General features: G+C 68.9%; 20 protein-coding genes and 1 pseudogene. 14 read left to right on the top strand and 7 right to left on the bottom strand.

All coding sequences use genetic code 11. From position 1 onward, the window contains the following. Nucleotides 1–3: 3 nt before the first annotated feature. From AB0E90_RS33690 to AB0E90_RS33680, 3 genes are all read right to left on the bottom strand, one after another. Complete coding sequence (locus AB0E90_RS33690) at nucleotides 4–936, bottom strand: sugar ABC transporter permease (RefSeq protein ID WP_360415025.1); 933 nt, start codon at nucleotides 934–936, stop codon at nucleotides 4–6. A gap of 66 nt (nucleotides 937–1,002) precedes the next feature. Next, a complete protein-coding gene (locus tag AB0E90_RS33685; RefSeq protein WP_360415023.1) occupies nucleotides 1,003–2,385 on the bottom strand; it encodes an extracellular solute-binding protein in 1,383 nt (460 codons plus the stop codon). Nucleotides 2,386–2,605: 220 nt separating this feature from the next. Next, entirely contained in the window at nucleotides 2,606–3,595 is a 990-nt protein-coding gene (locus AB0E90_RS33680; protein ID WP_360415021.1) for a LacI family DNA-binding transcriptional regulator, read from the bottom strand. A 125-nt stretch (nucleotides 3,596–3,720) separates the two neighbouring features. Here AB0E90_RS33680 and AB0E90_RS33675 point away from each other — a divergent pair, with 125 nt between their 5' ends. From AB0E90_RS33675 to AB0E90_RS33660, 4 genes are read left to right on the top strand one after another with little or no spacing between them, the layout of a single operon-like run. Then, entirely contained in the window at nucleotides 3,721–4,140 is a 420-nt protein-coding gene (locus tag AB0E90_RS33675; RefSeq protein WP_360415019.1) for a YchJ family metal-binding protein, read from the top strand. Nucleotides 4,141–4,161: 21 nt separating this feature from the next. Next, the gene (gene kynA, locus AB0E90_RS33670) at nucleotides 4,162–4,998 is read left to right on the top strand and encodes a tryptophan 2,3-dioxygenase (RefSeq protein ID WP_360415017.1); all 837 of its coding nucleotides are present in this window, start codon (nucleotides 4,162–4,164) and stop codon (nucleotides 4,996–4,998) included. After that, nucleotides 4,995–6,215: a kynureninase gene (kynU, locus tag AB0E90_RS33665; RefSeq protein ID WP_360415015.1), complete on the top strand. Its 1,221-nt coding sequence runs from the start codon at nucleotides 4,995–4,997 to the stop codon at nucleotides 6,213–6,215. Before kynA ends, kynU begins: the two co-directional genes overlap by 4 nt. Beyond that, nucleotides 6,212–7,201: an amidohydrolase family protein gene (locus tag AB0E90_RS33660; RefSeq protein WP_360415013.1), complete on the top strand. Its 990-nt coding sequence runs from the start codon at nucleotides 6,212–6,214 to the stop codon at nucleotides 7,199–7,201. Before kynU ends, AB0E90_RS33660 begins: the two co-directional genes overlap by 4 nt. Before the next feature lie 4 nt (nucleotides 7,202–7,205). On the opposite strand, the gene AB0E90_RS33655 is transcribed toward AB0E90_RS33660, so the two are convergent. Continuing rightward, nucleotides 7,206–8,207 (bottom strand): NAD(P)H-dependent glycerol-3-phosphate dehydrogenase, encoded by a 1,002-nt coding sequence (locus AB0E90_RS33655; RefSeq protein WP_360415011.1) that lies wholly within the window; start codon nucleotides 8,205–8,207, stop codon nucleotides 7,206–7,208. Between the two features lie 118 nt (nucleotides 8,208–8,325). Here AB0E90_RS33655 and AB0E90_RS33650 point away from each other — a divergent pair. The 3 genes and pseudogenes from AB0E90_RS33650 to AB0E90_RS33640 all read left to right on the top strand — a co-directional run. Next, nucleotides 8,326–8,835, top strand: a pseudogene (locus AB0E90_RS33650) (Type 1 glutamine amidotransferase-like domain-containing protein); the annotation flags it as partial. Between the two features lie 200 nt (nucleotides 8,836–9,035). Continuing rightward, nucleotides 9,036–9,599 carry a Uma2 family endonuclease gene (locus AB0E90_RS33645; protein WP_360415009.1) on the top strand — a complete coding sequence of 188 codons (564 nt, stop codon included), beginning with the start codon at nucleotides 9,036–9,038 and terminating at the stop codon, nucleotides 9,597–9,599. 20 nt (nucleotides 9,600–9,619) lie between these two features. Next, nucleotides 9,620–10,429 carry an SDR family oxidoreductase gene (locus tag AB0E90_RS33640; RefSeq protein ID WP_360415007.1) on the top strand — a complete coding sequence of 270 codons (810 nt, stop codon included), beginning with the start codon at nucleotides 9,620–9,622 and terminating at the stop codon, nucleotides 10,427–10,429. A 29-nt stretch (nucleotides 10,430–10,458) separates the two neighbouring features. Here the strand turns inward: AB0E90_RS33640 and AB0E90_RS33635 are convergent, their stop codons facing one another. Together AB0E90_RS33635 and AB0E90_RS33630 are read right to left on the bottom strand one after the other, a co-directional pair. Further along, nucleotides 10,459–12,546, bottom strand: a complete 2,088-nt coding sequence (locus AB0E90_RS33635) for a bifunctional SulP family inorganic anion transporter/carbonic anhydrase (protein WP_360415005.1) — start codon at nucleotides 12,544–12,546, stop codon at nucleotides 10,459–10,461. 114 nt (nucleotides 12,547–12,660) lie between these two features. After that, complete coding sequence (locus tag AB0E90_RS33630; RefSeq protein WP_360415003.1) at nucleotides 12,661–13,740, bottom strand: NAD-dependent epimerase/dehydratase family protein; 1,080 nt, start codon at nucleotides 13,738–13,740, stop codon at nucleotides 12,661–12,663. A gap of 194 nt (nucleotides 13,741–13,934) precedes the next feature. On the opposite strand from AB0E90_RS33630, the gene AB0E90_RS33625 reads away from it, so the two are divergent. From AB0E90_RS33625 to AB0E90_RS33600, 6 genes are all read left to right on the top strand, one after another. Next, nucleotides 13,935–16,514 carry a carboxylate--amine ligase/circularly permuted type 2 ATP-grasp protein gene (locus tag AB0E90_RS33625; protein ID WP_360415001.1) on the top strand — a complete coding sequence of 860 codons (2,580 nt, stop codon included), beginning with the start codon at nucleotides 13,935–13,937 and terminating at the stop codon, nucleotides 16,512–16,514. Nucleotides 16,515–16,559: 45 nt separating this feature from the next. Further along, nucleotides 16,560–18,332, top strand: coding sequence for an N-acetylglutaminylglutamine amidotransferase (locus AB0E90_RS33620; protein WP_360414999.1), 1,773 nt, complete (start codon nucleotides 16,560–16,562; stop codon nucleotides 18,330–18,332). 20 nt (nucleotides 18,333–18,352) lie between these two features. Then, on the top strand, nucleotides 18,353–20,110 hold the full coding sequence (locus AB0E90_RS33615; protein WP_360414997.1) for a S9 family peptidase: 1,758 nt from the start codon (nucleotides 18,353–18,355) through the stop codon (nucleotides 20,108–20,110). Between the two features lie 220 nt (nucleotides 20,111–20,330). Continuing rightward, the gene (locus AB0E90_RS33610; RefSeq protein WP_360414995.1) at nucleotides 20,331–20,861 is read left to right on the top strand and encodes a type II toxin-antitoxin system antitoxin SocA domain-containing protein; all 531 of its coding nucleotides are present in this window, start codon (nucleotides 20,331–20,333) and stop codon (nucleotides 20,859–20,861) included. Nucleotides 20,862–20,939: 78 nt separating this feature from the next. Then, entirely contained in the window at nucleotides 20,940–21,371 is a 432-nt protein-coding gene (locus AB0E90_RS33605) for a Fic family protein (protein ID WP_360415115.1), read from the top strand. 155 nt (nucleotides 21,372–21,526) lie between these two features. Then, nucleotides 21,527–22,243, top strand: coding sequence for a class I SAM-dependent methyltransferase (locus tag AB0E90_RS33600; protein ID WP_360414993.1), 717 nt, complete (start codon nucleotides 21,527–21,529; stop codon nucleotides 22,241–22,243). Here the strand turns inward: AB0E90_RS33600 and AB0E90_RS33595 are convergent. Next, nucleotides 22,214–23,182: an aldo/keto reductase gene (locus tag AB0E90_RS33595; protein WP_360414991.1), complete on the bottom strand. Its 969-nt coding sequence runs from the start codon at nucleotides 23,180–23,182 to the stop codon at nucleotides 22,214–22,216. The genes AB0E90_RS33600 and AB0E90_RS33595 overlap by 30 nt on opposite strands. Nucleotides 23,183–23,258: 76 nt before the next feature. Between AB0E90_RS33595 and AB0E90_RS33590 the strand changes: the two genes are divergently transcribed. After that, entirely contained in the window at nucleotides 23,259–23,819 is a 561-nt protein-coding gene (locus AB0E90_RS33590) for a helix-turn-helix domain-containing protein (RefSeq protein WP_360414989.1), read from the top strand. The last annotated feature ends 22 nt before the right edge of the window (nucleotides 23,820–23,841 follow it).

Below are 23,841 nucleotides of genomic sequence, written 5' to 3'. Positions count from 1 at the left end.
GTCTCAGTCCTGTTTCGTGGTCAGCCGCACGTATACGGCGGAGAAGGCGGCGAGCACCAGCAGCATGATCACGCCCAGCGCCGCGGCGCCGTTGAGATCGTTCTGGAAGAAGCCGTGCTGGTAGATCAGGTACGCCACGGTGGTCGCCGAATCCTGGGTGCCGGCGCCGTTGGCGAGGATCAGGGGCTCGATGAAAACCTGCATGGTGGCGACGATCTGCAGCATCGCCAGCAGCGCGAGGATGAGCCGGGTCTGCGGGATCGTCACGTTCCAGATCCGCCGGAAGATCCCGGCGCCGTCGAGCTCGGCCGCCTCGTACAACTCGCCGGGGATGTTCTGCAAGGCGGCGAGATAAACCAGAACCGCGCTGCCCATGTTCATCCAGGTCGACGCGAGCACCATGGCCGGCATCGTCATGTGCGGCGACTGCATCCACTCCGACGTGGGCAGGTGCAAAAACTTGAGGATGGCGTTGAACAGGCCGGCGTCGCTCGGGTCGTAGGCGTAGTACTTGAAGAGGAACAGCGCCGAGGCCGGCGGCAGGATGACCGGCAGGTAGACCAGGATCCGCAGGTAGCCCTTGGCGTGCCGCAGCTCGTTGAGCAGGATCGCCACCACGAACGGCAGGACATAACCGAAGACCAGGGCGAGACCGGTGAAGTACGCGGTGTTCTTCCACGCGGTCCAGAAGCTCGGGTCCTGGACGATCCGCACGTAGTTGTCGAGGCCCACCCAGCTCGTCACGCCGCGCCGGGTGTGCTGGAAGCTCATCACGATGCCGCGGATCATCGGGAACCAGGAGAACAGGGCGAAGCAGAAGATCGCCCCGATCAGGAACGCGTAACCGGTGAGGTTGTCCCGCAGCTTGCGGCCCTTTTTCGTGCGCACCGGCGCCGGGAACCTGCTCGGCTTCCTGGTCTCCGGCACGCTGGTCATCGTCGCCAACGAAAACTCCCGCTTTCCAAGGGTGCGGGGGCCATGCCGGCCCCCGCACCCGTCCGGTTACTTACTCGAGGCCAGGAGCTGGTTGGTCTTGGTCTCGGCGGTCTTGAGCAGTTCGTCGATGTTGGCGTTGGGGTTGGTCAGCACCCCGGACATCGCGCTGTCGAGCACCGCGTAGATGGCCTGCGCGTTGGCCGGCTCACCCTTGATCGGGACCGGGGTCGCCTCGAAGAGCGCGAAGTTCTCGGTCGGCAGGTTCTGGTTGGCCTTACGCAGGTCGACCTCCTGCTTCTGGGCGTCGCTGCCGCCCGCGAACAGCAGCGGCTGCGGCAGGCCGACCGGCTGGTTCTGCGGCTTGGCCCGGGCGTAGTCGAACTGGCCCTTGCCCGGCGTCAGCTTCTCGAAGGCGATCCACTTCAGACCGGCCTTGACCTGCTCCGGAGTGAGGTCCTTGCGGAAGAAGTAGCCCTCGCCACCGCCGAGCGTGCCCTTGGCCGCGCCGTCCTGGCCGGGCAGCGGTGCCATCGCCCACTCGTCGTACTTGCCCTGGAAGGTCTGCACGATCGCGGTGGTGGCGTCGGGGGCGCCGACGAACATGCCCACCTTGCCACCGGCGGCGTTGGTCAGCAGGTCGCCCCACTGCAGCAGCTGGCGGCTGCCCATGCTGTTGTCGCCGTACCGCATGTCCTTGATGTTCTGCAGGACCTGCTTGCCCTGGGCGTTGTTGAAGTCGGCCTTCTTGCCGTCGGGCGAGAGGATCTGACCGCCCTGCGAGTAGAGCTCGGCGGTGAAGTGCCAGCCACCGGTGTTGCCGGCGCTGTAGTCCGCGTAACCGGCGACGCCGCCGCCGAGCGCCGAGATCTTCTTGGCCGCGGTGCGGACGTCGGCCCAGGTCTTGGGCGGGTTGGCGACGTCGAGGCCGGCCTTGGCGAAGAGCGTCTTGTTGTAGAGCAGGCCCATCGAGTAGTTCTTCGACGGGACCGCGTACACCTTGCTGTCGTCGGTGAAGACGGCCTTGAGCGCCGGGTCGACGCTGTCCCAGGTCGGGACGGTGTCCTTGTTGACGTACTGGGTGATGTCCATCGCCTGACCCGAGTCCAGCACCTGCTGGAGGTCGGTCATATAGCCGTAGAAGACGTCGGTCATCGTGCCGCCGGTGAGCCGGGCGGTGAAGTCCGGCGGGTTGTCGCACTGCTGGCCGACGCTGACGCTCTTGATCGTGATGTCCGGGTTGGCCTTCTCGAACGCCGCGACGTCGTCGTTCCAGTTCTTCAACAGGTCTTTCTGCGAGCCGTCCGGCTGGCAGTCGACCGTGATGACGGTCTTGCCGGCGGCGCTCTTACCGGAGTCGTCGTCGCCCTTGGTGGAGCAGGCGGTGAGGCTGAATCCCAGGCCGGCCACGAGCGCTAGCGCCGCAACCTTCCGGTACTGCGGTACGGACATCTTGTCCAACCCTTCTTATGTCTGACCTCGGTGAGCTGCGCATTCGTCACTGACGGCAGTCGGTGTGACCTGGGTCTCGCCGTCATGTTTCGTGGAGGTGACGATACAAAGACAAACGGCAACCCGCAAGAAGGCGACTGAAGGAAGAAAAAACTCGACTAGCGGTTCCGACAAAAAGGGCGGGCCCGAAGGCCCGCCCTTTGTCAGGAGTATTAGCTGGTCAGCTAGGTGCCGGCCCGGTCGAGCCGCGCACCACCAGCTCCGGTTCGAACAACAGCTCATCCGGCTGTACGCCGCTGCCCTCGATCTGGTTGACCAGCAGATCGACGGCCGCCTGTCCCATCATCTCGATCGGCTGCCGCACCGTCGTGAGTGGCGGGTCGGTGCACGTCATCAGCGCCGAGTCGTCGAAGCCGACGATCGAGACGTCCCGCGGCACGTCCAGTCCGAGCCGCCGCGCCGCCCGGATCGATCCGAGCGCGAGCACGTCACTGGCGCAGATCATGCCGGTCACGCCGCGCCCGATCAGCCGGCCCGCGGCGAGCCGGGCGCTCTCCATCGAGAACGTCGTGCGCTCGACGAACCAGTCGTCGCCCGCGATCTTCTCGAGGGCGGCCAGCTTGCGGCGCGACGGCACGTGGTCCTCCGGGCCCATGACCATGCCGATCCGTTGGTGGCCAAGGGATTTCAGATGTCCGTACGCCTGCTCGACGGCCACCGCGTCGTCGGTCGAGATGTGCGGGAAGCCCAGGTCGTCGACGCCGGCGTTGACCATCACGACCGGCATCCGGCGGTCGGTCAGCGCGCGGTAGTGGCCGTGCTCGGCGTCGGCCAAAGCGTACGAGCCACCGGCGAAGACGACGCCGGAGACCTGGTGGTCGAGCAGCATCTCGATGTAGTCGCGCTCGGGCACACCACCGATCGTGCGGGCCGCCAGCAGCGGGGTGAAGCCGCGCTGGGCCAGCGACGCCGTCACCACCTCGGCCAGCGCCGGGAAGATCGGGTTCTGCAGCTCGGGCAGGACGAGGCCGACCAGCCGGCCGCGCTCACCCCGCAGTTTCGTGGGTCGCTCATATCCGAGGACATCGAGCGCGGTCAGCACCGACGCCCGGGTGGCCTCGGAGACGCCGCTGCGTCCGTTGAGCACCCGGCTGACGGTCGCCTCGCTGACGCCCGCCTTCTTCGCCACCTCGGCCAGACGTTTGGTCACGCCGGAATCCTACGTCAGTTCTCTGCAAATTCCGAACCTGGACTTGCTGCCGCTCTTGCAAGCGCTGGCTGTACTTGCAGAGGGGTTTCGTGGCCGAGCGCGTGAGCTGCTGAGAGAATTGACGCATGGCTCGACGAACCAAGGTCGCTACCGTCTGCCCCTGCGGAAATCTCGGCATGGCGTACGACGAGTGCTGCGCTCCCGCCCACCAGGGGCACGCCCCTTCCACCGCCGAGGCGCTGATGCGGTCGCGCTATTCGGCGTACGCGATGGACGACGACGCGTACGTGCTGAGCTCCTGGCACCCGGACACCCGGCCGGCCCTCGTCGAGCCCGATTCGCACCTGCGCTGGGAGGGCCTCGACATCCTCGAGTCCACCGGCGGCGGCCTGTTCGACGCCGAGGGCGTGGTCGAGTTCCGGGCCCACTACCGCGACCACGGCAAACGCGGCGACATGGTCGAGCGCAGCCGTTTCGTCCGGCATGACGGTCAGTGGGTGTACTGGGGTCCGATCCTTACCGACGGCTCGCTCGCCAACATCTGACCGGTGTGATCTGCTTGCCGGGTGGCCAGTGAAGAGCGACCCCTGGACTTCAAGATCAATTTGTCGTACGGGCAATACCTGCACCTCGACGAGATCCTCGAAGCCCAGCACCCGGTAAGCGTGCCCGAGCACCATGACGAGCTGCTGTTCATCCTGCAGCACCAGACCTCCGAGCTGTGGCTCAAGCTGGTGCTGCACGAGCTGCGCGCGGTGCGGCGGCAGATCGCCGGCGACGACCTGCGCCCGGCGCTCAAGGGCCTGGCCCGGGTCAAGCACATCCAGCGCACGCTGACCGAGCAGTGGTCGGTGCTGGCCACCCTGACCCCGAGCGAATACGCCGAGTTCCGCAGCTTCCTCGGCACGTCGAGCGGCTTCCAGTCGTACCAATACCGGGCGGTCGAGTTCATGCTCGGCAACAAGGACCGCCGGATGCTGTCGATCTTCCAGAACGACCCGTCCGCGCTCGCCCTGCTGACCGACGCGCTCGAGGCGCCCAGCGTCTACGACGAGTTCCTGCGCTACCTCCACCGCCACGGTTACGACGTGCCGGTCGAGCTGCTGCAACGCGACGTGACGCGGCCGTATGAGTTCAACGAGGATCTCGTGCCGGTGTTCGTGGGGATCTACTCCGACCCGGAGAAACACTGGGCCGCCTACGAGACCTGCGAGGAGCTCGTCGACCTGGAGGAAAACTTCCAGCTCTGGCGGTTCCGGCACCTCAAGACGGTGGAGCGCACGATCGGGTTCAAGCGCGGCACCGGCGGCTCCAGCGGGGTCTCCTATCTGAAGGCCGCCCTCGACCTGACGTTCTTCCCGGAGCTGTACGCCGTACGCACCGAGATCGGAGCCCCCCGTTGATCAGCTTGAGCGCCCGCGCCGACGCGCTCGACTCGGCCGATCCGCTGGCCGGTTACCGCGAGCAGTTCCTGGCGCCGGCCGACTTCGACGTCGTGTCCTACCTGGACGGCAACTCGCTGGGCCGGCCGCTGATCGCGACCGCGGCGCTGATGGAGCAGTTCATCCGCGAGCAGTGGGGCGGGCGGCTGATCCGGGGCTGGACGGACGGCTGGCTCTCCTGGCCGCTGGAGCTCGGTGACCGACTTGGATCAGTCGCGCTGGGCGCCGCCGCCGGCCAGGTCGTGATCGCCGACTCGACGACGGTGCTGATCTACAAGCTGGCCCGGGCCGCCCTTTCCGGCTCCCCGGGCCGGAACCGGGTCATTCTCGATACCGACAATTTCCCCACCGATCGGTACGTCCTCGAAGGCATCGCCGCCGAGCAGGATCTCGAACTGGTCTGGATCTCGACCGATCCGGCTTCGGGGATCCGCCCGGCCCAGGTCGCCGAGGTGATCGACGAGCGGACCGCCCTCGTCCTGTTCAGCCATGTCGCCTACCGCTCCGGCTGGCTCGCCGACGTCGCCGAGATCAACCGGATCGCGCACGAGGCCGGCGCGCTGACCATGTGGGACCTGTGCCATTCGGCCGGCTCGGTGCCGATTCAGCTCGATGCCTGGGGCGTCGATCTCGCGGTCGGCTGCACCTACAAATACCTCAACGGTGGACCGGGAGCGCCGGCTTTCGCGTACCTCCGGAAGGGTTTGCAGGAAACCCTGCGCCAGCCGATCCAGGGCTGGATGGGCCACCAGGCGTCGTTCGAGATGGGCCCTGGTTACCTGCCCGCGGCCGGCCGCCGCGCCCTGCTCAGTGGCACCCCGCCGATCCTCGGGATGGTGCCGCTGCACGCCAACCTGGACATGCTCGCCGCGGCCGGCATCGAGGCGGTGCGGGCCAAGTCGCTGCTGCTCACCAGCTATGTGCTCGACCTGGCCGACGAGTGGCTGGCGCCGTTCGGCGTCGAGGTGGCCGGCCCGCGCGACCCGTCGCGCCGAGGCGGTCACGTCACGCTGAGCAAGCCCGGCTTCGAGAAGCTGCTCGACCCGCTGTGGTCCGCCGGGGTGATCCCCGACTACCGGCAGCCGGACGGCCTGCGGATCGGCCCGGCCCCGCTGAGCACCAGTTTCGGCGAGGTCCACCGCGGCCTGGCGACGCTGCGCGACCTCCTCGAGAAGTGACGTCGTTCGTCCGGGCGGCCACCCTCTGGTGGGACGGCCGGCTACACACCGGCGTCGCCCTGCGCCTCGATCCGTCCGGCGCGGCCACCCCGGTCGCCGAGGTGCCGGAATCGGCGCCGGTCCGCACCCTGCCCGGCACCCTGCTGCCCGGCCTGGTCGACGCGCACGTGCACTCCGGCCTGGTCGACCTGGCCACGGTGCGGGCCGGCGGCATCGCCGGCGTCTGGGACCTCGGCTCGGTGCCGTCCCAGGTGGCGTCGCTGGCCGCCGCCGATCGCGGCCTTCCGCGCATTCGCTTCGCCGGACCGTTTTTGATCGCCCCCGGCGGCTATCCGAGCGACCGGTCGTGGGCGACGCCCGGTAGCTGGCGCGAGATCGACTCGGCGGCTCAGGCGACCGAGGCGGTCGAGGAGGCCGCTACCCTCGGCGCGGAGCTGATCAAGGTGACCGCCCACGCCGGCGGCCCGCAACTGCGCCTGTTCACGATGACCGCGGTGGTCGACGCCGCCCACGACCGCGACCTGCCGGTGGTGGTCCACGCCGAGGGCCCGGGCACGGTCGCGATGGCCTACGAGGCCGGCGCTGACCTGCTCGCGCACACGCCGTGGACCGAGCCGCTGGACCGCGGCCTGGTGCGGGCCTGCGCCGAGCGCATGCGCTGGATCAGCACCCTCGACATCCACGGCTGGGGCACCCCCACCCCCGAGCTGGTCACGGCCGTCGGCAACCTGCGGCGCTTCCTGGAGTACGGCGGAAGCGTCCGCTACGGCACCGACCTCGGCAACGGCCCCCTGATCCCGGGCGTGAACCCGCGCGAGATCCGAGCGTTGCAACAGGCCGGCCTGACCCCGAACGACATCCTCCAGTCGATGACCGGCCCCGGCGTCACGTGGATCCCGGCCGGCCTCGACCTCGACCCGGCCCGCTTCGCCGACGTCCTGGCCACCGCCCGGGTCCTCGACGACGCGGTCCGCCCACGATCCTGAGGGCTCAGCCGGGCTCGGACTCGTGCCCGGCCGGATGGGCGCGCAGCAGGCCGTCGTAGGCCCGCTCGGCGGTGAGGTCGCCGGTGACGACCCGGTGGATCGTGCGGGTGATCGGCATGGCCAGCCCGTGCTGGTCGGCCAGCCGAACCGCGGCGTGCACGGTCTTGACCCCCTCGGCGACCTGCCCCATCTCGGCGAGGATGTCCTCCAGGCTCCGCCCGCGGCCGAGCTGCTCGCCGACGTAACGGTTGCGGCTGTGCGGACTGATGCACGTCGCCACCAGGTCACCCATCCCGGCCAGCCCGGCCAGCGTGCTCGGCTCGCCGCCCATCGCGACCGCCAGCGTGGTCAGCTCGGCAAGGCCACGCGAGATCACCCCGGCCCGGGTGTTGTCACCGACGCCGAGGCCCTGGGCGATGCCGGTGGCGATCGCCACGACGTTCTTCAGCGCCCCACCGACCTCGCAGCCGATCACGTCGTGGTTGGTGTAGACCCGCAGCAGACCGCGGCGGAACACCCGCTGGATCTCCGCGGCAACGGTGAGGTCCTCGGTCGCGATCACCGTGGCCGCCGCCATGCCCGCCATGATCTCCTTGGCCAGATTGGGCCCGGTGAGCGCGGCGGCCGGATGCCCCGGCAGCACGTCCTTGATCACTTCGGTCATCCGCAGCAGGGAGTCGCGCTCCAGACCCTTGCTGAGGCTGACCACCGGGATCCACGGATGCAGGTCCGGCCGCACCTGCTCCAGGGTGGCGCGGAACGCCCCGGTTGGCACGCCGACCACGAGCAACTCGGCATGGGCGGCCGCCTCGGCGAGGTCCGCGGTGGCCCGAAGCCGGCTCGGCAGCGGAAAGCCGGCGAGATAATGCTCGTTGGTGTGCTTGGCGTTGATCTCCTCCGCCGAGGCCGCGCTGCGCGCCCAGATCAACGACTCGTGATCCCGGCGGGTCAGCACGGACGCGACCGTGGTGCCCCAGGAACCCGCACCCAGCACGGTGATCCGCATGGCTCCCCTTCCCCCGGCGAGCCTTTCCCCGGCGAGTTGAGGATACGGCGGCCGGGCACGTCATGGCCCGATTGACGGCGGGCGGCCTCCGCGTCGCGCAGGCGGTAGGTTGCGGCTCATGAGGCTTCTTCTCACGTCTGCCGGGGTCAAGAACCCGAGCATCCACAGCGCTTTGGTCGAACTGCTCGGCAAGCCGCTCGCTGAGGCCGCCGCACTCTGCATCCCGACGGCAGGTTATGGGCATCCGATGGCCCGGCCGGAGAATGCCTGGCGTTTCATCGCCGGACGCTCGCCCCTGCAGATGTGCGGTCTGGGATGGAAATCGGTGGGCGTGCTGGAGCTGACCGCGCTGCCCAGCATCGGCGCGGAACACTGGGTCCCGTGGGTGCGGGAGGCGGACGTCCTGCTGGTGGGCGGTGGCGACGCGCTCTATCTGAGCCACTGGCTGCGGGAGTCCGGGCTGGCCGACTTGCTGCCGTCGCTGACCGACCAGGTCTGGGTGGGCCTCAGCGCCGGGAGCATGGCGCTGACGCCCCGCATCGGCTCCGACTTCGTCGGCTGGAAGCCGCCCACCGGCGACGACCGCGCGCTGGGCGTCGTCGACTTCTCGATCTTCCCGCACCTGGAAGAGGACCCTAGAAGGAACGCATAGGATTGCGGGTTGGCTTCACCCTGGTCTCATGACAAGATGCTTCATGACAATCTCCTTCAGGTCGGATGCGTCGGGAGGCGGCAGGTCAGCGGTATGACCTCGCCGGCTGCTGTCGCATTGGCAGGGCTTGACATGGGACGCTTGGCGCAGCATCCGCCGAGAGGTGAGGCGATCCGATGAGCGTGGCCATGCTGGAACACCCCGAACCATGGAGCGAGGACGAGTACTTCGCGCTCGGCGAGACCCCGAACCGGGTCGAGCTGATCGATGGGAGCCTGTGGGTGAGCCCGGCACCGAGTAAGCGTCATCAGCACATCGCGCTCCTGCTTGCCATGGACCTCTACGGTCCGGCCGAAGACGCCGGACTTCTGGTGCTCCAGGACGTCAATCTTCGGTTGGCCAGTGGACGCATCGTGCAACCGGACCTCGTCGTGGCCGACACCGACGACGTCGGCACGACGGTCGAGGCCGGCGAGGCGAAGCTGGTGATCGAGGTCGTCTCGCCGAGCAACGCCGGAACGGATCGGCTGCTCAAGCCTCAGCTGTACGCGGCCGCCGGGATCGATTGGTACCTGCGAGTGGAACAACCTCCGGATTCGGTCGAACTGCACCTGCACAGGCTGGCCGGCGATCACTACGCGCCCTTCGCCGTAGCGGGCCTCGGCCAGACGCTGGCTTCGGATGAGCCCTTTGCTCTCCGCGTCGAAGCAGCGTCCTTGCTGCGTCGCCGGCCACGCTGACGGCGGCGTACAAAAGAGGTATGGGATTGATCGTTGTTTCCGGGGCCACCGGGCGGCTCGGTGGGCGGGTGGCTCGGCTCGTCGGCGGGGCGCCGCGGCTTCTTGTGCGTGATCCGAAGCGGGCTCCGGAGGGGGCCGATGTCGCGGTGGCCGACTACGCCGATGGTGCGGCCGTGCGGCGGGCGCTCGACGGGGCCGAGACCGTGCTGATGGTCTCCGCGGCCGAGACTCCGGACCGGGTCGGGCAGCATCGCAGCTTCGTCGACGCGGCCAGGGCGGCCGGCGTGCGGCAGTTGGTCTACACCTCGTTCGCCGGGGCCTCGCCCGATGCCACGTTCACGCTTGCGCGCGACCACTGGCACACCGAGCAGCACATCCGGGAGAGCGGGCTCGCGTTCACGTTCCTGCGTGACAACCTCTATGCCGACTTCCTGCCGTTCATGGTCGGCGAGGACGGGGTGATCCGCGGGCCGGCCGGTGACGGGAAAGCCGCCGTGGTGGCGCAGGACGACATCGCCGACGCGATCGTCGCGGTGCTGCGGGATCCGGCGCCGCACGCCGGGAAGACGTACGAGATGACCGGGCCGGAAGCGCTCGGCCTCGCCGAGGTCGCGGCGATCATCGGTGGCTCGACCACCTACTACGACGAGACCCTCGACGAGGCTTATGCGTCACGCGAGCGCTATCAGGCGCCGAAATGGCAGGTCGACGCGTGGGTCAGCACCTACACCGCGATCGCGGCCGGTGAGCTGGACCGGGTCTCCGGCGATGTGGAGACCCTCACCGGCCACCCGGCCACCTCGCTTCAAGAACTGCTTCAGGCCGGTTAAGGGCGGCGGCGGGGCGGTTGGACGGGTTCTCAAGCGGCGGCGACCGGGCGTAGGCCCAGGCGGTCGACCGCGTACATCTTGGCTTCGGACAGGTCGAAGTACATGCCGGTCAGCGTCAGCCGGCCGGCCTCCTCGGCGTCCCGGACCACCGGGTAGGTGCGCAGGTTGGCCAGCTGGCGGGTCACGTTGTCGGTCACGCAGCGGGTCTCGTCGATCTCGCCGGTGAAGTCGTTGGTCGACCAGGTCAGCCAGCGGCCCAGGTCACCGGTGTTGCCGCCGGCCATCATGGCGCGCACGGCGCCGCAGCCGGAGTGGCCGCAGACGGTGATCGTGCGGACGCCGAGGACGCCCACCGCGTACTCGATGGCGGCTCCGACCGATGAGTCGGGGCCGCCGTGCGGTGGCACCACGTTGCCGATGTTGCGGACGCAGAACAGGTCGCCGGGGCCGCTCGTGGTGATCAGGTTGGGCACGAGGCGCGAGTCGGCGCAGGTGATGAAGAGCTGTTCGGGCTGCTGGCCGTCGCGGGCCAGGCCGGCCAGGTGCGGTTGCACGAGCGGGGCGACGCTGCGTTCGAACTCATGGATGCCGGCGGCCATCGCGTTCCGGCGCTGCCGGTCCATGTCCTGCCACTGCGACCAGGAGCCGAACCGCCGCGGCGTGCTCTTTCCGGCGCCGAGGCGCCCGCGCGAGGCGCGGCCGAACCAACCGTCGTGGGTTTCTCTGACGTCGACGGTTCCGCCGCTTTTGACGTACGCCTCCCGCCAGTCCTCGATGACCTGAAAAGCACCGTGATCCAGATAGTCGAGGTGCAGCTCGACCGTCACGTGCTGGCCGGCCGGCAGCGTGGCCAGGGCGCGGGCGACCCGGCCGGAGCCGACGAACGCCAGGCTCCCGCTGATCGTGACGGTCGTGCCGTCGGTGTGGATCTCGCAACGGGCCAGCCGCCACAGCATCATCGCCACGGCGCAGGCGAGCCCGGCCGCGACCCCGGTGAGCAGGTCGGTGGCCACCACGCCGACCGCGGTGACCAGGTAGGTGGGCAGTTCCCGGTGCCGGGCGTAGGTGCGGATCTGGGCCAGGCTGATCAGCCGCAGGCCGACCACGACCAGGACGGCGGCCAGCACCGCCAGCGGGATGGCCTCGAGCATCCACGCGCCGAGCAGCACGACTGCGGCGATCCAGACGCCGTGCAGGATGGCCGACGCGCGGGTGCGGGCGCCCGCCGCCACGTTGGCCGAGCTGCGCACGATGACGCCGGTGACCGGCAGGCCGCCGAGCAGACCGCTGACCGTGTTGGCGCAGCCCTGGGCGACCAGCTCCCGGTTGAGATCGGCGCGCGGGCCGTCGTGCATCCGGTCGACGGCGACCGCGGACAGCAGCGACTCGACGCTGGCGACCAGGGCGATGGTGAACACGGCGACGGCGATCTCGCCGAGCGGGGCGTTCGGCCAGACCGGCAGGATGAGGGCGGACAGCGGCGCGTCGGGCAGGTCGACCCGCTCGACGTCGGCGCCCATCGCGGCGGCCGGCACGGTCACCACGACGACCGCGACCAGCGCGGCCGGGATCATCGCGACTTTCTTCAAGCGCGGCCAGAGCAGCAGCACGGCGATGGTGAGCAGGCCGAGCAGCGCGGAGACGCCGTGGTGGCCGGCGATCTGGGCGGGCAGGTCGCGCAGGTTGTGCCAGGCGGAGCTCTGCGGGTCGCCGCCGAGCAGCACGTGCACCTGGCTGAGCGCGATGACCAGGCCGATGCCGGCGAGCATGCCGTGCACCACGGCCGGTGACAGGGCGAGCGCGGCCCGGCCGAGCCGGGACGCGCCGAGCACGATCTGGACCAGGCCGGCGACCGCGACGATCGCGGCGGTGCCGGCCGGGCCGTAGCTGGCGATGGTGCCGGCCACGATCACGGTGAGGCCGGCGGCCGGGCCACTGACCTGCAGCGGAGCGCCGCTGAGCGCGCCGGCGACGATGCCGCCGACCACGGCGGCGATGAGTCCGGCGAGAAGGGGCGCGCCGCAGGCGGCCGCGATGCCGAGTGAGAGCGGGATGGCGATCAGGAAGACCACGATCGACGCGGGAAGGTCATGCCGTAGAAGCCTCATGACGGACATGTCCGAAAAATAGCGAAGAAGAGTTAAAGGGGCGTTACGCCGCGTGCTTCTTCAGGCAAGCCACAGCAAACTGCCGCCCACTACACAGCGGGCGGCAGCATGATCAACCAGATGCTACGACTGGGGCTTCCACAGCTCCTGGTTCGCCTCGTACATCTCGCGCAGGATCGCCGGCACGTCGTAGGTGAGCTTCCAGTCGGGGTAGTGCTCCTCGAACCGGGCCGTGCTGCTGATCCACCACTGGTGGTCGCCGGCCCGGGCCTGGTCGACATAATCGGTCCGCGCCTCGAGACCGGTGATCTCTTCAGCGATCTTGAAAGCCTCGATGTGACTGCAGTTCGAGAAACGCCCGCCGCCCATGTTGTAGACCTCGGCGACCCGCGGCGCGCGGTGGAACGCCTCGAACGCCGACACCAGGTCGTGCGAGTGGATGGCGTCGCGGACCATTTTCCCCTTGTAGCCGTAGATGTGGTACTGCCGCTGCTCCATGACGCAACGCATGACGTACGCCAGGAAGCCGTGCAACTCCGCCGCCGAGTGACCCGGCCCGGTCAGCGTGCCGCCGCGGAAGACCGAGGTGGGCATCGAGAAGTAGCGGCCGTACTCCTGCACCATCACGTCGGCGGCGACCTTGCTGGCCCCGAACACCGAGTGCATGCTCTGGTCGATCGACATGGTCTCGTCGATGCCGTCGTACCACCGGTGGTCCGCCGGCATCTCGTACCGGGTCTCCTGCTCGACCAGCGGCAACGAGTTGGGCAGATCGCCGTACACCTTGTTGGTGGAGGTGAAGATGAACGGGGTGTCCGGGGTGTTCAACCGGACGGCCTCGAGCATGTTGATCGTGCCGACCGCGTTCACGTCGAAGTCGGTGAACGGCTCGCGGGCCGCCCAGTCGTGCGACGGCTGCGCGGCGCAGTGGATGACCAGGCCGACGTTCCGGCCGAGGCCCGCGAAGAGCTTGTTGAGTCCGTCCCGGTCGCGGATGTCGATATCGTGGTGGGTGTACCGCTCCCCCACCTCCTTCGTCAGCCGATCCAGGTTCCATTTGGTGGAACCGTCCTTGCCGAAGAAGTAGCCACGCATGTCGTTGTCGACGCCGACCACGTCCATGCCGAGACCGGCAAAATGCCGCACCGACTCGGAACCGATCAGACCGGCCGAACCGGTGACCACGACAACACTGCTGCTCATCAAGACCTCCGCGAAAAGCTTGGTCGGAACGGCCCGAGGTTACAGGGTGTATGCACTCCTGGTAAGAACCGGACAACCTGTCGCGAAGGTCATGCTTGGTCCCGAGGTGAAATGGGCACGTCACGTATTCGGCACATCCGATGGCGAGGCTCCGGGTCCAGGGACAGCCATCAACACGGACATAGGCGGTCTTCATGACGGAGTCTCTCCCGGTCACGGCGGAACAAGTCGCCGCGGCGCAAGGCCTCACGCTCGGTGTCGAAGAGGAACTGCACGTCGTCGACCTGGCCACTCGCGAGCTCGTGCCGCGCGCGCCCGAGGTGCTCGCCCGGCTCGACCCCGAACACTTCTCGGCCGAGCTGCATCGCTCGGTGGTCGAGACCAACACCCCGGTGGCCGCGACGCTCGACGAGCTGCGGGACGGGATCGTCGGCCGCAGGCGGGCCGCGATCACGGTCGCCGAGTCGCTCGGGCTCGGCCTGGCCGCCACCGGCACGGTCCCCCTCGTCGACCTGGAGTCACTCCCCGTGACGCCGACGTCGCGATACCGCCGGATGCTGGACGACTACCAATTGCTCGCCCGTGAGCAGCTGATCTGCGGCGCTCAGGTGCACGTCGGCGTCCCCGACCGGGACGAGGCGGTCGCGGTGGCGCAGCGGGTCACCCCGATTCTGCCGGTGCTGCTGGCGCTGTCGGCGAGCTCGCCGTACTGGATGGGTGAGGACTCCGGGTATGCCAGCGTGCGCTCGCTGGTGTGGATGCGCTGGCCGACCGCCGGCGACCCCGGTGTGCTCAACTCGGCCGCCGAACACGATGCGCTGGTCGACGACCTGATCGCCTCCGGCACGATCACCGACCCCAAGATGGTCTATTTCGACGTCCGCCCGTCGGCGCACCTGCCGACCGTGGAGCTGCGGGTCACCGACTCGTCGCCGGACGCCGACACCGTCGTGCTGCTGGCCGGCCTGTTCCGCGCCCTCGCCCTGCGCGCCCGCGACGAGCACCGCGCCGGCCGCCCGCTGCCGGTCAGCCGGCCGCCGCTGCACCGAGCCGCCATGTGGCGGGCCGCCCGCTCGGGCCTCGAGGGCGACCTGCTCGACCTGCCGCACTCGCCCTCGCCGGTCCCGGCGGCGGCCGCGGTCGAACGCCTGGTCGGCGACCTGCGCCCGCAGCTCGAGGAACTGGGCGACTGGGAGCAGGTCTTCGACCTTTCGGTGCGGGCGCTCAGCCGGGGCAGCTCGGCCGCCCGCCAGCGCCGGGCAATGGCCCGGCGCGGCCGCATCTCCGACGTGGTCGACCTGGTCGTGGCGGACACCCGGGGCGGCGCCACCGGCATCGGGCCGGAAGGTCAAACGATTCCGGCGGGGCTTTTCCCGTACGCGGTGGATGGCGACGAGGCTTTCGACGGCGGGGACGTCTCCCCGGCGTACGCAGGCATCTTGAATGTCTTGAATGCTCTTGGGTCGGGGGGTCTGCGCCGTCGTGAGGACGTGCGGGACGACGAACAGCGGGCCCGCGGCAACACGTTCAGCGTGGCCGGCGAGGCCGCGACCAGGCTGTTCCCGTTCGACCTGGTGCCGCGGATCGTGCCGGCCGATGACTGGACCCGGCTGAGCGCGGGGCTGGTGCAGCGGGTCCGGGCTCTCGACCGGTTCGTGACCGACGTCTACGGCGAACGCGCGGTCGTGCGCGACGGCATCGTGCCGGAGTGGGTCATCGACGGTTCGCCGGAGCTGCGGCCCAGCGGCGCCCTGGTCGCTCACGACGGCGTGCGGGCCCAGGTGGCCGGCGTCGACCTGGTGCTCGACGTGGACGGCGACTGGTGCGTGCTGGAGGACAACCTGCGGGTGCCGTCCGGCATCGCGTACGCCATGCAGAACCGCCGGCTCACCGAGAGCGTCCTGCCCGAACTGCCGGTGCCCGAGCACCTGCTGTCGGTCGAGGGCACGCCGAAGATGCTGCTGAAGGTGCTGCGCGAGGCGGCCCGCCCGTCGGCCGGCGACGACCCGTCGATCGTGGTGCTCAGCCAGGGGCCGGACGACTCGGCCTGGTTCGAGCACCGGATGCTCGCCGAGGAGATGGGCGTGCCGGTGGTGCGCAGCACCGAGCTGTTCGTCGAGGGCACCCGGGTCTTCCGGATGCGCAACGGCAAGCGCTACCCGGTCGACGTGATCTACCTGCGGATGGGCGAGGACAGCCTGGTGCACTCGCCGGGCGCGGACGGCATGCCGCTCGGGCCGAGCCTGGTCGCGGCGCTGCACGCGGACACCGTCACCCTCGCCAACGCGCTGGGCAACGGCATCGGCGACGACAAGGCGGTGTACGCCTACGTGCCCAAGCTGATCGAGTACTACCTGGGCGAGAAGCCGCTGCTCGCGGACGTGCCGACCTATCTGTGCGGCATCCGTGAACAGCGGGAGGAGGTGCTCGGCCGACTGGACGAGCTGGTCTGCAAGCCGGTCGACGGCTACGGCGGCGACCGGATCGTGATCGGCCCGCACGCCTCGCCCGAGGACCTGGCCGCCGTGCGCCGGCAGATCGTCACCGCCCCGCACCGCTGGGTCGCCCAGGAGGTCGTGCGGCTCTCCACCCACCCGGTCTTCGACGGCCACCAGCTCGCCGCCCGCCACGTCGACCTGCGGGCCTTCGTCTTCAGCGGCGCCGAGTCGGTGGTGGCCCCGGCCGCGCTCACCCGGGTCGCCCCGGCGGGCAGCATGATCGTCAACTCCTCGCGCGGGGGAGGCTCGAAAGACACCTGGTTGCTGGGGTCGTAGCTGTTCTTAACAGGCCGGAAATCGAGCTAGAGGAGATTGGCAGCGATGTGTGGGATCGCCGGGGAAATTCGGTACGACGGAAACGCCGCGGATGAGGGGGCGATCCGGCGGATGCTGCCGTGCCTCGAATCGCGCGGCCCGGACGGCGAGGGCCTCTTCCGCCGCGGACCGGTCGCGTTCGGCCACCGCCGCCTGAAGATCATCGACCTCTCCGAGGCCGGCGGCCAGCCGATGACCGACGACGAGCTCGGGCTGACCCTGGTCTTCAACGGCTGCATCTACAACTACAAGCAACTGCGGGACGAGCTCCAGTCGTACGGCTACCGGTTCTTCTCCACCTCCGACACCGAGGTGATCATCAAGGCGTACCACCGGTGGGGTTCGTCGTGCGTACGCCGCTTTCTCGGGATGTTCGCGTTTGCTCTACTCCGGCACGACACCGGCGAGGTGATGCTGGCCCGCGACCGGCTCGGGATCAAGCCGATGTACCTGTCCGCCTCCGGTGACCGGCTGCGGTTCGCCTCCACGTTGCCCGCGCTGCTCGCGGCCGGCGACGTCGACAAGTCGATCGACAAGGTGGCGTTGCAGCACTACATGACGTTCCACTCGGTGGTGCCGGCGCCGCGAACGATCATCTCCGGGGTCCGCAAACTGCCACCCGCGACGGTACGGATGATCAGCGCCGACGGGTCGTTCACCGACGAGCTCTACTGGGAGCCGTCGCACACCCGGCGCACTGATATCCCGGCCGACGAGTGGCCCGCGCTGATCCACGAGAAGCTCGCGCTCGCGGTCGAGCGGCGGATGGTCGCCGACGTGCCGGTCGGGGTGCTGCTCTCCGGCGGCATCGACTCCAGTTACATCGTGGCGCTGCTGGCCGAGCAGGGGCAGCGCGGCCTGACCACGTTCAGCATCGGGTTCGAGGCCGGTGGCGGGGAGAGCGGCGACGAGTTCGCCTACTCCGACATCGTCGCCAAGCAGTTCGACACCGTGCACCACCAGATCCGGATCGGCCGCGACCGCTTCCTGCCGGCCGTCGACCGGACGGTGGCCGCGATGAGCGAGCCGATGGTTTCGCACGACTGCATCGCGTTCAACCTTTTGAGCGAAGACGTCTCAAAGTCGGTGAAAGTTGTACAGTCGGGGCAGGGAGCGGACGAGATCCTGGCCGGCTACAGCTGGTATCCGCCGCTGGCCCACGTTCCGTACTCCGAGGCGGTCGACGCGTACGCTGCGGAGTTCTTCGACCGCCCGCACGCTGACCTGGCCCAGCAGCTCAACCCCGAGTGGCTCATCGACGACGATGTCAGCCGCGAGTTCGTCGCGGCGAGTTTCGGCCGGCACGGCGCCGACACCGCGGTCGACGCAGCGTTGCGGCTCGACTCCCAGGTGATGCTCGTGGACGACCCGGTCAAGCGGGTCGACAACATGACCATGGCGTGGGGGCTGGAGGCTCGCGTACCGTTCCTGGATCACGAGCTCGTGGAGCTGGCTGCGGCCTGCCCGCCCGAGCTCAAGCTGGCGCACGGCGGCAAGGGGGTTCTCAAGCAGGCGGCCCGCGGTGTCGTGCCCGACGAGGTGATCGACCGCACCAAGGGCTACTTCCCGGTCCCGGGCATCCGGCACCTCGAAGGCCCGATGTTCGACAAGGTGCGGGACGCGCTCCACGCACCGGCCGCCCGTTCGCGAGGGCTGTTCCGTAAGGAATACGTGGATCGGCTGCTCGCCGATCCGAACACGGCGCGCACGACACTCGGCGCCAACCAGCTATGGCAGCTGGCCCTGTTGGAGATGTGGTTGCAGGACAAAGGCATCTAAGGCTTCTTTTGGGGGTTTGCATGACCGGACAGCTCAACCGGATCGACGTCACCGTGCTCCCGCTGAGCTGGACGAAACCGCTTCCTCCCGAGGCCGGTGGCAGCTGGTCACCGGCGCTCTCCCCGGACGGCCGGCACTGCGCCTACATCTCCGACCGCGGCGGTCGTCCGCAGGTGTGGGTGCAGCCGGTCGGCACCGAACTCGACTTCCTGGTCGACACCGGGCCGGAACCGGTCACCTGCGTGCAGTGGTCCACCGGCGGCGGCTGGCTGGCCTGCCAGCTCGCCCCCGGCGGCGGCCCCCGGCACGAGGTGTGGCTGATCCGGCCGGACGGCTCGGAGCTGCACCAGGTGGCCGGCTTCGGCGCCGACGACGCCGACAACATGCGCTGGCTGCCCGGCCGCTCGCTGCTGGCGCTCACCGAGAACCTGACCACCGGCCTGCTCATCGACCCGGTGCACAACACCCGCTCGGTCGTCGCCAAGGGTTCGCTGACCGTCCTGCTCGACGTGTCCGCCACCCACGCGCTGCTGCGGATCGGCCCGCGCGGCGACCGCCAGATCGTCACCCGCGACCTGACCACCGGCGCCGACACCATGGTCGCGCTGGGCGAGCAGGCGATCTTCGCCCCCGACGGCGCGGTCTTCGCCCGCTCCGAGGCCGGCGAGTTCCCGGCCCTGATCCGGGTCGCCCCGGACGGCGGCGTGAGCGTCATCGCGGCCGCCGCCCGCGCCGAGGTCGAGGCGTTCACGCTGACCGCCGACGCCACCGCGGCCGCGGTGCTGTGGAACGTGCGCGGCGGCGAATCCGAGATCGAGGTCGTCGACCTGCGTGACGGCACCCGGCGCCGGGTCGAGCCGCTCCCCGCCAGCGTGATCTCCGAACTCGCCTGGAGCTTCGACGGGTCCGGGCTGGCCTTCACCGCCGAGGGGCCCGGTCAGCCGCACGGCGTCTGGGTTTTCGCGGGCGACGAGGTGCGCCCCGTCTCGGCCGCGCGCCCCGCACCCGGCTCGGTGCAGCCGACGCTGGAGGTCTTCGCGGCCCACGACGGCCTCGAACTCAGTGGCTGGCTGTTCCGCCCGGCCGGCGACGGCCCGCACCCGACCGTGCTGTGGTTCCACGGCGGCCCCGAGGCTCAGGAGCGCCCCGGCCACTCGCCGCTGTTCCAGTCGCTGGTCGACCGGGGCATCGCGGTCTTCGCACCGAACGTGCGCGGCTCGTCCGGCTTCGGCAAGAGCTTCGTCAACGCCGACAACGGCGTGCTGCGCTACGCCGGCATCGAGGACGTCCGCTCCTGCGTCCGTCACCTGGTCGCGACCGGCGTCTCCGACGAGTCACGGATGGGCTGCATGGGCCGCTCCTACGGCGGTTACCTGACGCTGGCCGCGCTGACCCGCTTCCCCGACCTGTTCGCGGTCGGCATCGACGTCTGCGGCATGTCCAACTTCTCCACGTTCTACCAGCACACCGAGCCCTGGATCGCCGCCGCCGCCATCTCGAAATACGGCGACCCGGTCGAGGACGCCGCCCTGCTGGCCGACCTCTCCCCGATCACCCGCATCGACCGGCTGACGACCCCGCTGATGATCGTCCACGGCGAGAACGACACCAACGTCCCGGTGATCGAGGCCGAACAGGTGGCCGCCGCCCTGACCGAACGCGGCGTCGAACACCGCTACCTGCTCTTCCCCAACGAGGGCCACACCTTCCTGCACAGCACCTCCCGAGCCGACTACCTGCACGAAACAGTCACCTGGCTCACCGACCACCTCTCCTGAATCCCGCCGTCGGCACGCAAGAGATCATTAGTACATATGTTCTATGCGCTGCCACGCCTACACCTGTAGAATCCGAAGTCAAGCGACACGCCCATCTGGGGTCCCGGCGTTCGCGGACCTAGGTCGCTAGTCTCACGACAAACGTGGAAGGGGGTGCCAATTGAGTTCGGTACACGACGTTGCTGCGGCAGTGATAGACCGGCTCGGCAGCATGAATGCAATGAAGCTCGAAAAGCTTGTCTATTACTGCCAGGGCTGGCACCTTGCTCGACACGGAGTTCCGCTGTTCCGCGAAGATATTCAAGCATGGCGACGAGGTCCGGTCGTTCCGGCACTTTACCGCCAGCACCGCCAGCAAAATAACGTGTCGGCTTGGCCTGACGGCGATCTTACGCAGCTGGATTCATCCCAGCGCGATACCGTCGATTGGGTGACAGCAGAGTACGGCAAGTTCTCCGCCATTGAGCTTTCCCACATGACTCACAGCGAATTGCCTTGGCGTGCGGCCCGTGGAGCCCTTCCCGATTCTGCATCCTCGGCAGCCCCGCTGAGCATCGACATCATGAGAACGTATTACTCACGCCAGCTGACAGACCCCGAGACTGCCGTTGCTCTCGCCACTGCCAACGCTGCATTGGAGGGCGTTGAGTTTGACGATGACTGGCAAGACCGCCTTCGCGACGTAGCAACCGGCTTGGTCTCTGCCGACGATCTCGTGGCCGAGGAAATAGCGCGGATAACCGGTGGATGATCCGTATACACAACCCGGCTCAGACGGCCTGATCAATAAACTCGGCCTAACCGACACGGTCGTCCTGAGCGATGCCGAATTTCGTATTGTTCAATCCGTGATATTCAGGCATCACGCATCTCCATACCAGGGAACTTCGGCCTTACTCACCTCCAAAATTTCCATCGCTTCCTCTTTCAAGATGTGTACGCCTGGGCAGGCCGAACTCGAACCGTCGACATCAGCAAGCCCGGCGCACGTTTTTGCCATTGGCGCTACGTAGACGACGAGGCTGGCGCCGTGTTAGCCGAACTCGCCACCGAGGGATACCTGGTCGGCTTCAATCGGGAGGCATTCCTTTCTGGCCTGGCGCACTTCTACGGAGAACTGAATGCAAGGCATCCATTTCGTGAAGGAAATGGACGAACGATACGCGCTTTTCTGCGGCAGCTGGGCGCTGCGGCCGGCTTCCAACTCGACTGGTCGGAACTCAGCAAGGCCGAAAAATTGAGCATGCAGAATTCATCTTAATACCACTGATATTACAATGTTGAAGCAAGTTCTGGACCCCGTGGTGCGACGTATAAATTAGTCAAGACCATCACCGGCTTTCCGGCACTGAGACCCACCTTTCGCTTGATAAAAACAGGATGCGAGTGGGCCCGGGCGGTCGTAGGGTCGGCGGCATGCTGTGGGATGCCGAGACCGCTGCTTCCTATGACACGCCTGGTGAAGGCGTGTTCTCGTCCGAAGTGCTCGATCCGACCGTTGACCGGCTCGCGGCGCTGGCCGGGGGTGGGGCGGCGGTGGAGTTCGCGGTGGGCACCGGGCGGGTTGCGCTGCCGCTTGCGGCGCGCGGGGTGCCGGTCGTCGGGATCGAGATGTCGCGGCCGATGATCGAGCGGCTGCACGCCAAGGATCCGGAGTTTCGGGTCGAGGTCGGTGACATGGCCGGCACGCGGGTGCCGGGCGAGTTCGCGCTGGTCTACCTCGTCTACAACACGATCTCCAACCTGCTCACCCAGGCCGAGCAGGTGGAGTGCTTCCGCAACGCGGCCCGCCACCTGACGCCGGGCGGGCGATTCGTGATCGAGCTGTGGGTCCCGGAGCTGCGGGCGCTGCCGCCGGGGCGTGGCGCCACGGTCGGGATCGTGGAGCCCGGCTACATCCTGCTGGACACCTACGACGTGCTCAACCAGCATGTCGTCTCGCACCACTTCCGGTTCGACGACGGCCGGCAGGCCACGCTCGGCCGCAGCCCGCATCGCTACATCTGGCCGGCCGAGCTCGACCTGATGGCCCAGCTGGCCGGCTTCGAGCTGGAGTCGCGGCACGCCGACTGGGTCGGCACCCCGTTCACCGCCGACTCCCCGTCACACGTGTCCACCTACCGCCTGCAGTGACTCGGCGGGCAGGGTGAAATCCAGGGCGGCCAGGTTGGCCGTCAGCTGATCGGTGGTGCGCGGGCCGAGGATCACCGAGGTGACGCCGGGCCGCGCGCCGATCCACGCCAGCGCGACCGCCGCGGCCGTCGTGCCCAGGTCGCCGGCGATCGCGGCCGCCCGCTCCGCGACGTCGAAGTGCTCGCCGGTCAGCAGGCCGTCCACATAGGCGCGGGCCCGCGGGCTCGGCATCGCGGCCCACTCGGCCAGCCGCGAACCGGGCTCGGGCGGGGCGCCGCGCCGGTACCGCCCGGCCAGCACGCCGCCGCCCAGCGGGCTGTAGGCCAGGATGCCGAGCCCGTGCTCCCGGCAGATCGCCGTGGTCTCCCCCTCGATGTCCCGGTCGAGCAGCGAATAGCTCGCCTGCAGGCTGACGAACGGGGTTCCGGCCTGGCGCTGCGCCGCCCACTGCGCGCCGACGATGCCGGCCGCGGTGAAGTTCGAACAGCCGAGGTAGCGCACCTTGCCGGCCCGGACGAACCCGTCCAGCGTGGCCATCGTCTCGTCGATCGGGGTGTGCGGGTCGGGCAGGTGGCACTGGTAGAGGTCGACGTAGTCGGTGCCGAGCCGGCGCAGGCTGGCCTCCAGCGCGCGGGTGAGGTGCGCCCGGGACAGCCCGCGATGGTTGGGCCCGTCACCCTGCGGCGCCGCGCCTTTGGTGGCCAGCACGACGTCGGCCCGCCGGTGCGCGATCGCCCGCCCGACGATCTCCTCGCTGGCGCCGCCGCGATAGGTGTCGGCGGTGTCGACGAGGTTGTGCCCGGCGTCGAAGAACGCGCCGACGATCCGGCGGGCCTCGGTCTCCGGTGTGGGCGCCTGCGGGTCGGCGCCGAAGTTCATCGTGCCCAGGCAGGCGCGGGACACCTGCAGCCCGGAGCGGCCCAGCGGCGAGTGCGGCATGCGTACCTCGCTATAATCGGAATCTGGATTCCGCTTGAACATACGGAACCTGCATTCCGCTTGTCAAAGGAGTGGCATGGCACGCTCGGACGCGGTGCGTAACCGCGAGAAGGTCCGCCAGGCGGCCGAAACGGTGCTGAGCGAGCAGGGCCTGTCGGCCCGGATGGACGAGATCGCCCGGCGGGCCGGGGTCGGGGTGGGCACGGTGTATCGCCACTTCGCCACCAAGGAGGCCCTCTACCAGGCGATCGTCACCGCGCGTGTGGACGTGCTGCTGGCCGAGGCGGACCAGTTACGCGAGTCCGGTGACCCGCGCACCGCGTTCTTCACGTTCTTCACCCGGATCGTCGCCGACGCCACCGGCAAGAAGGCCTACACGGACGCCCTGCGCACGGCCGGCATCGACCTGAAATCGGAACAGGCAGCCCAGGCGGCCCGGATGCGGCAGGCCATCGACGACCTCCTGCGCAACGCCCAACAGACCGCAGCCGTACGCCGGGACGCCGCACTCCCCGAAATCCTGGCCCTGCTACGCGGAGCAACAATGGCGGCAGAGACCGGCGACTACCCGGCCGCCGTCCTGGACCGCAGCCTGCAACTCCTCCTGGACGGCCTGAGGCCGCATGCCGACATCTAGATTGACCGCCACGGATCAGCAC

Origin of the sequence: Actinoplanes sp. NPDC026619, assembly GCF_040638295.1 — a bacterium.
In the GTDB taxonomy this organism is placed as follows: domain Bacteria; phylum Actinomycetota; class Actinomycetes; order Mycobacteriales; family Micromonosporaceae; genus Actinoplanes.
The sequence above is the reverse complement of the archived record's forward strand: the minus strand, read 5'-3'. Positions and strand labels throughout refer to the sequence as shown.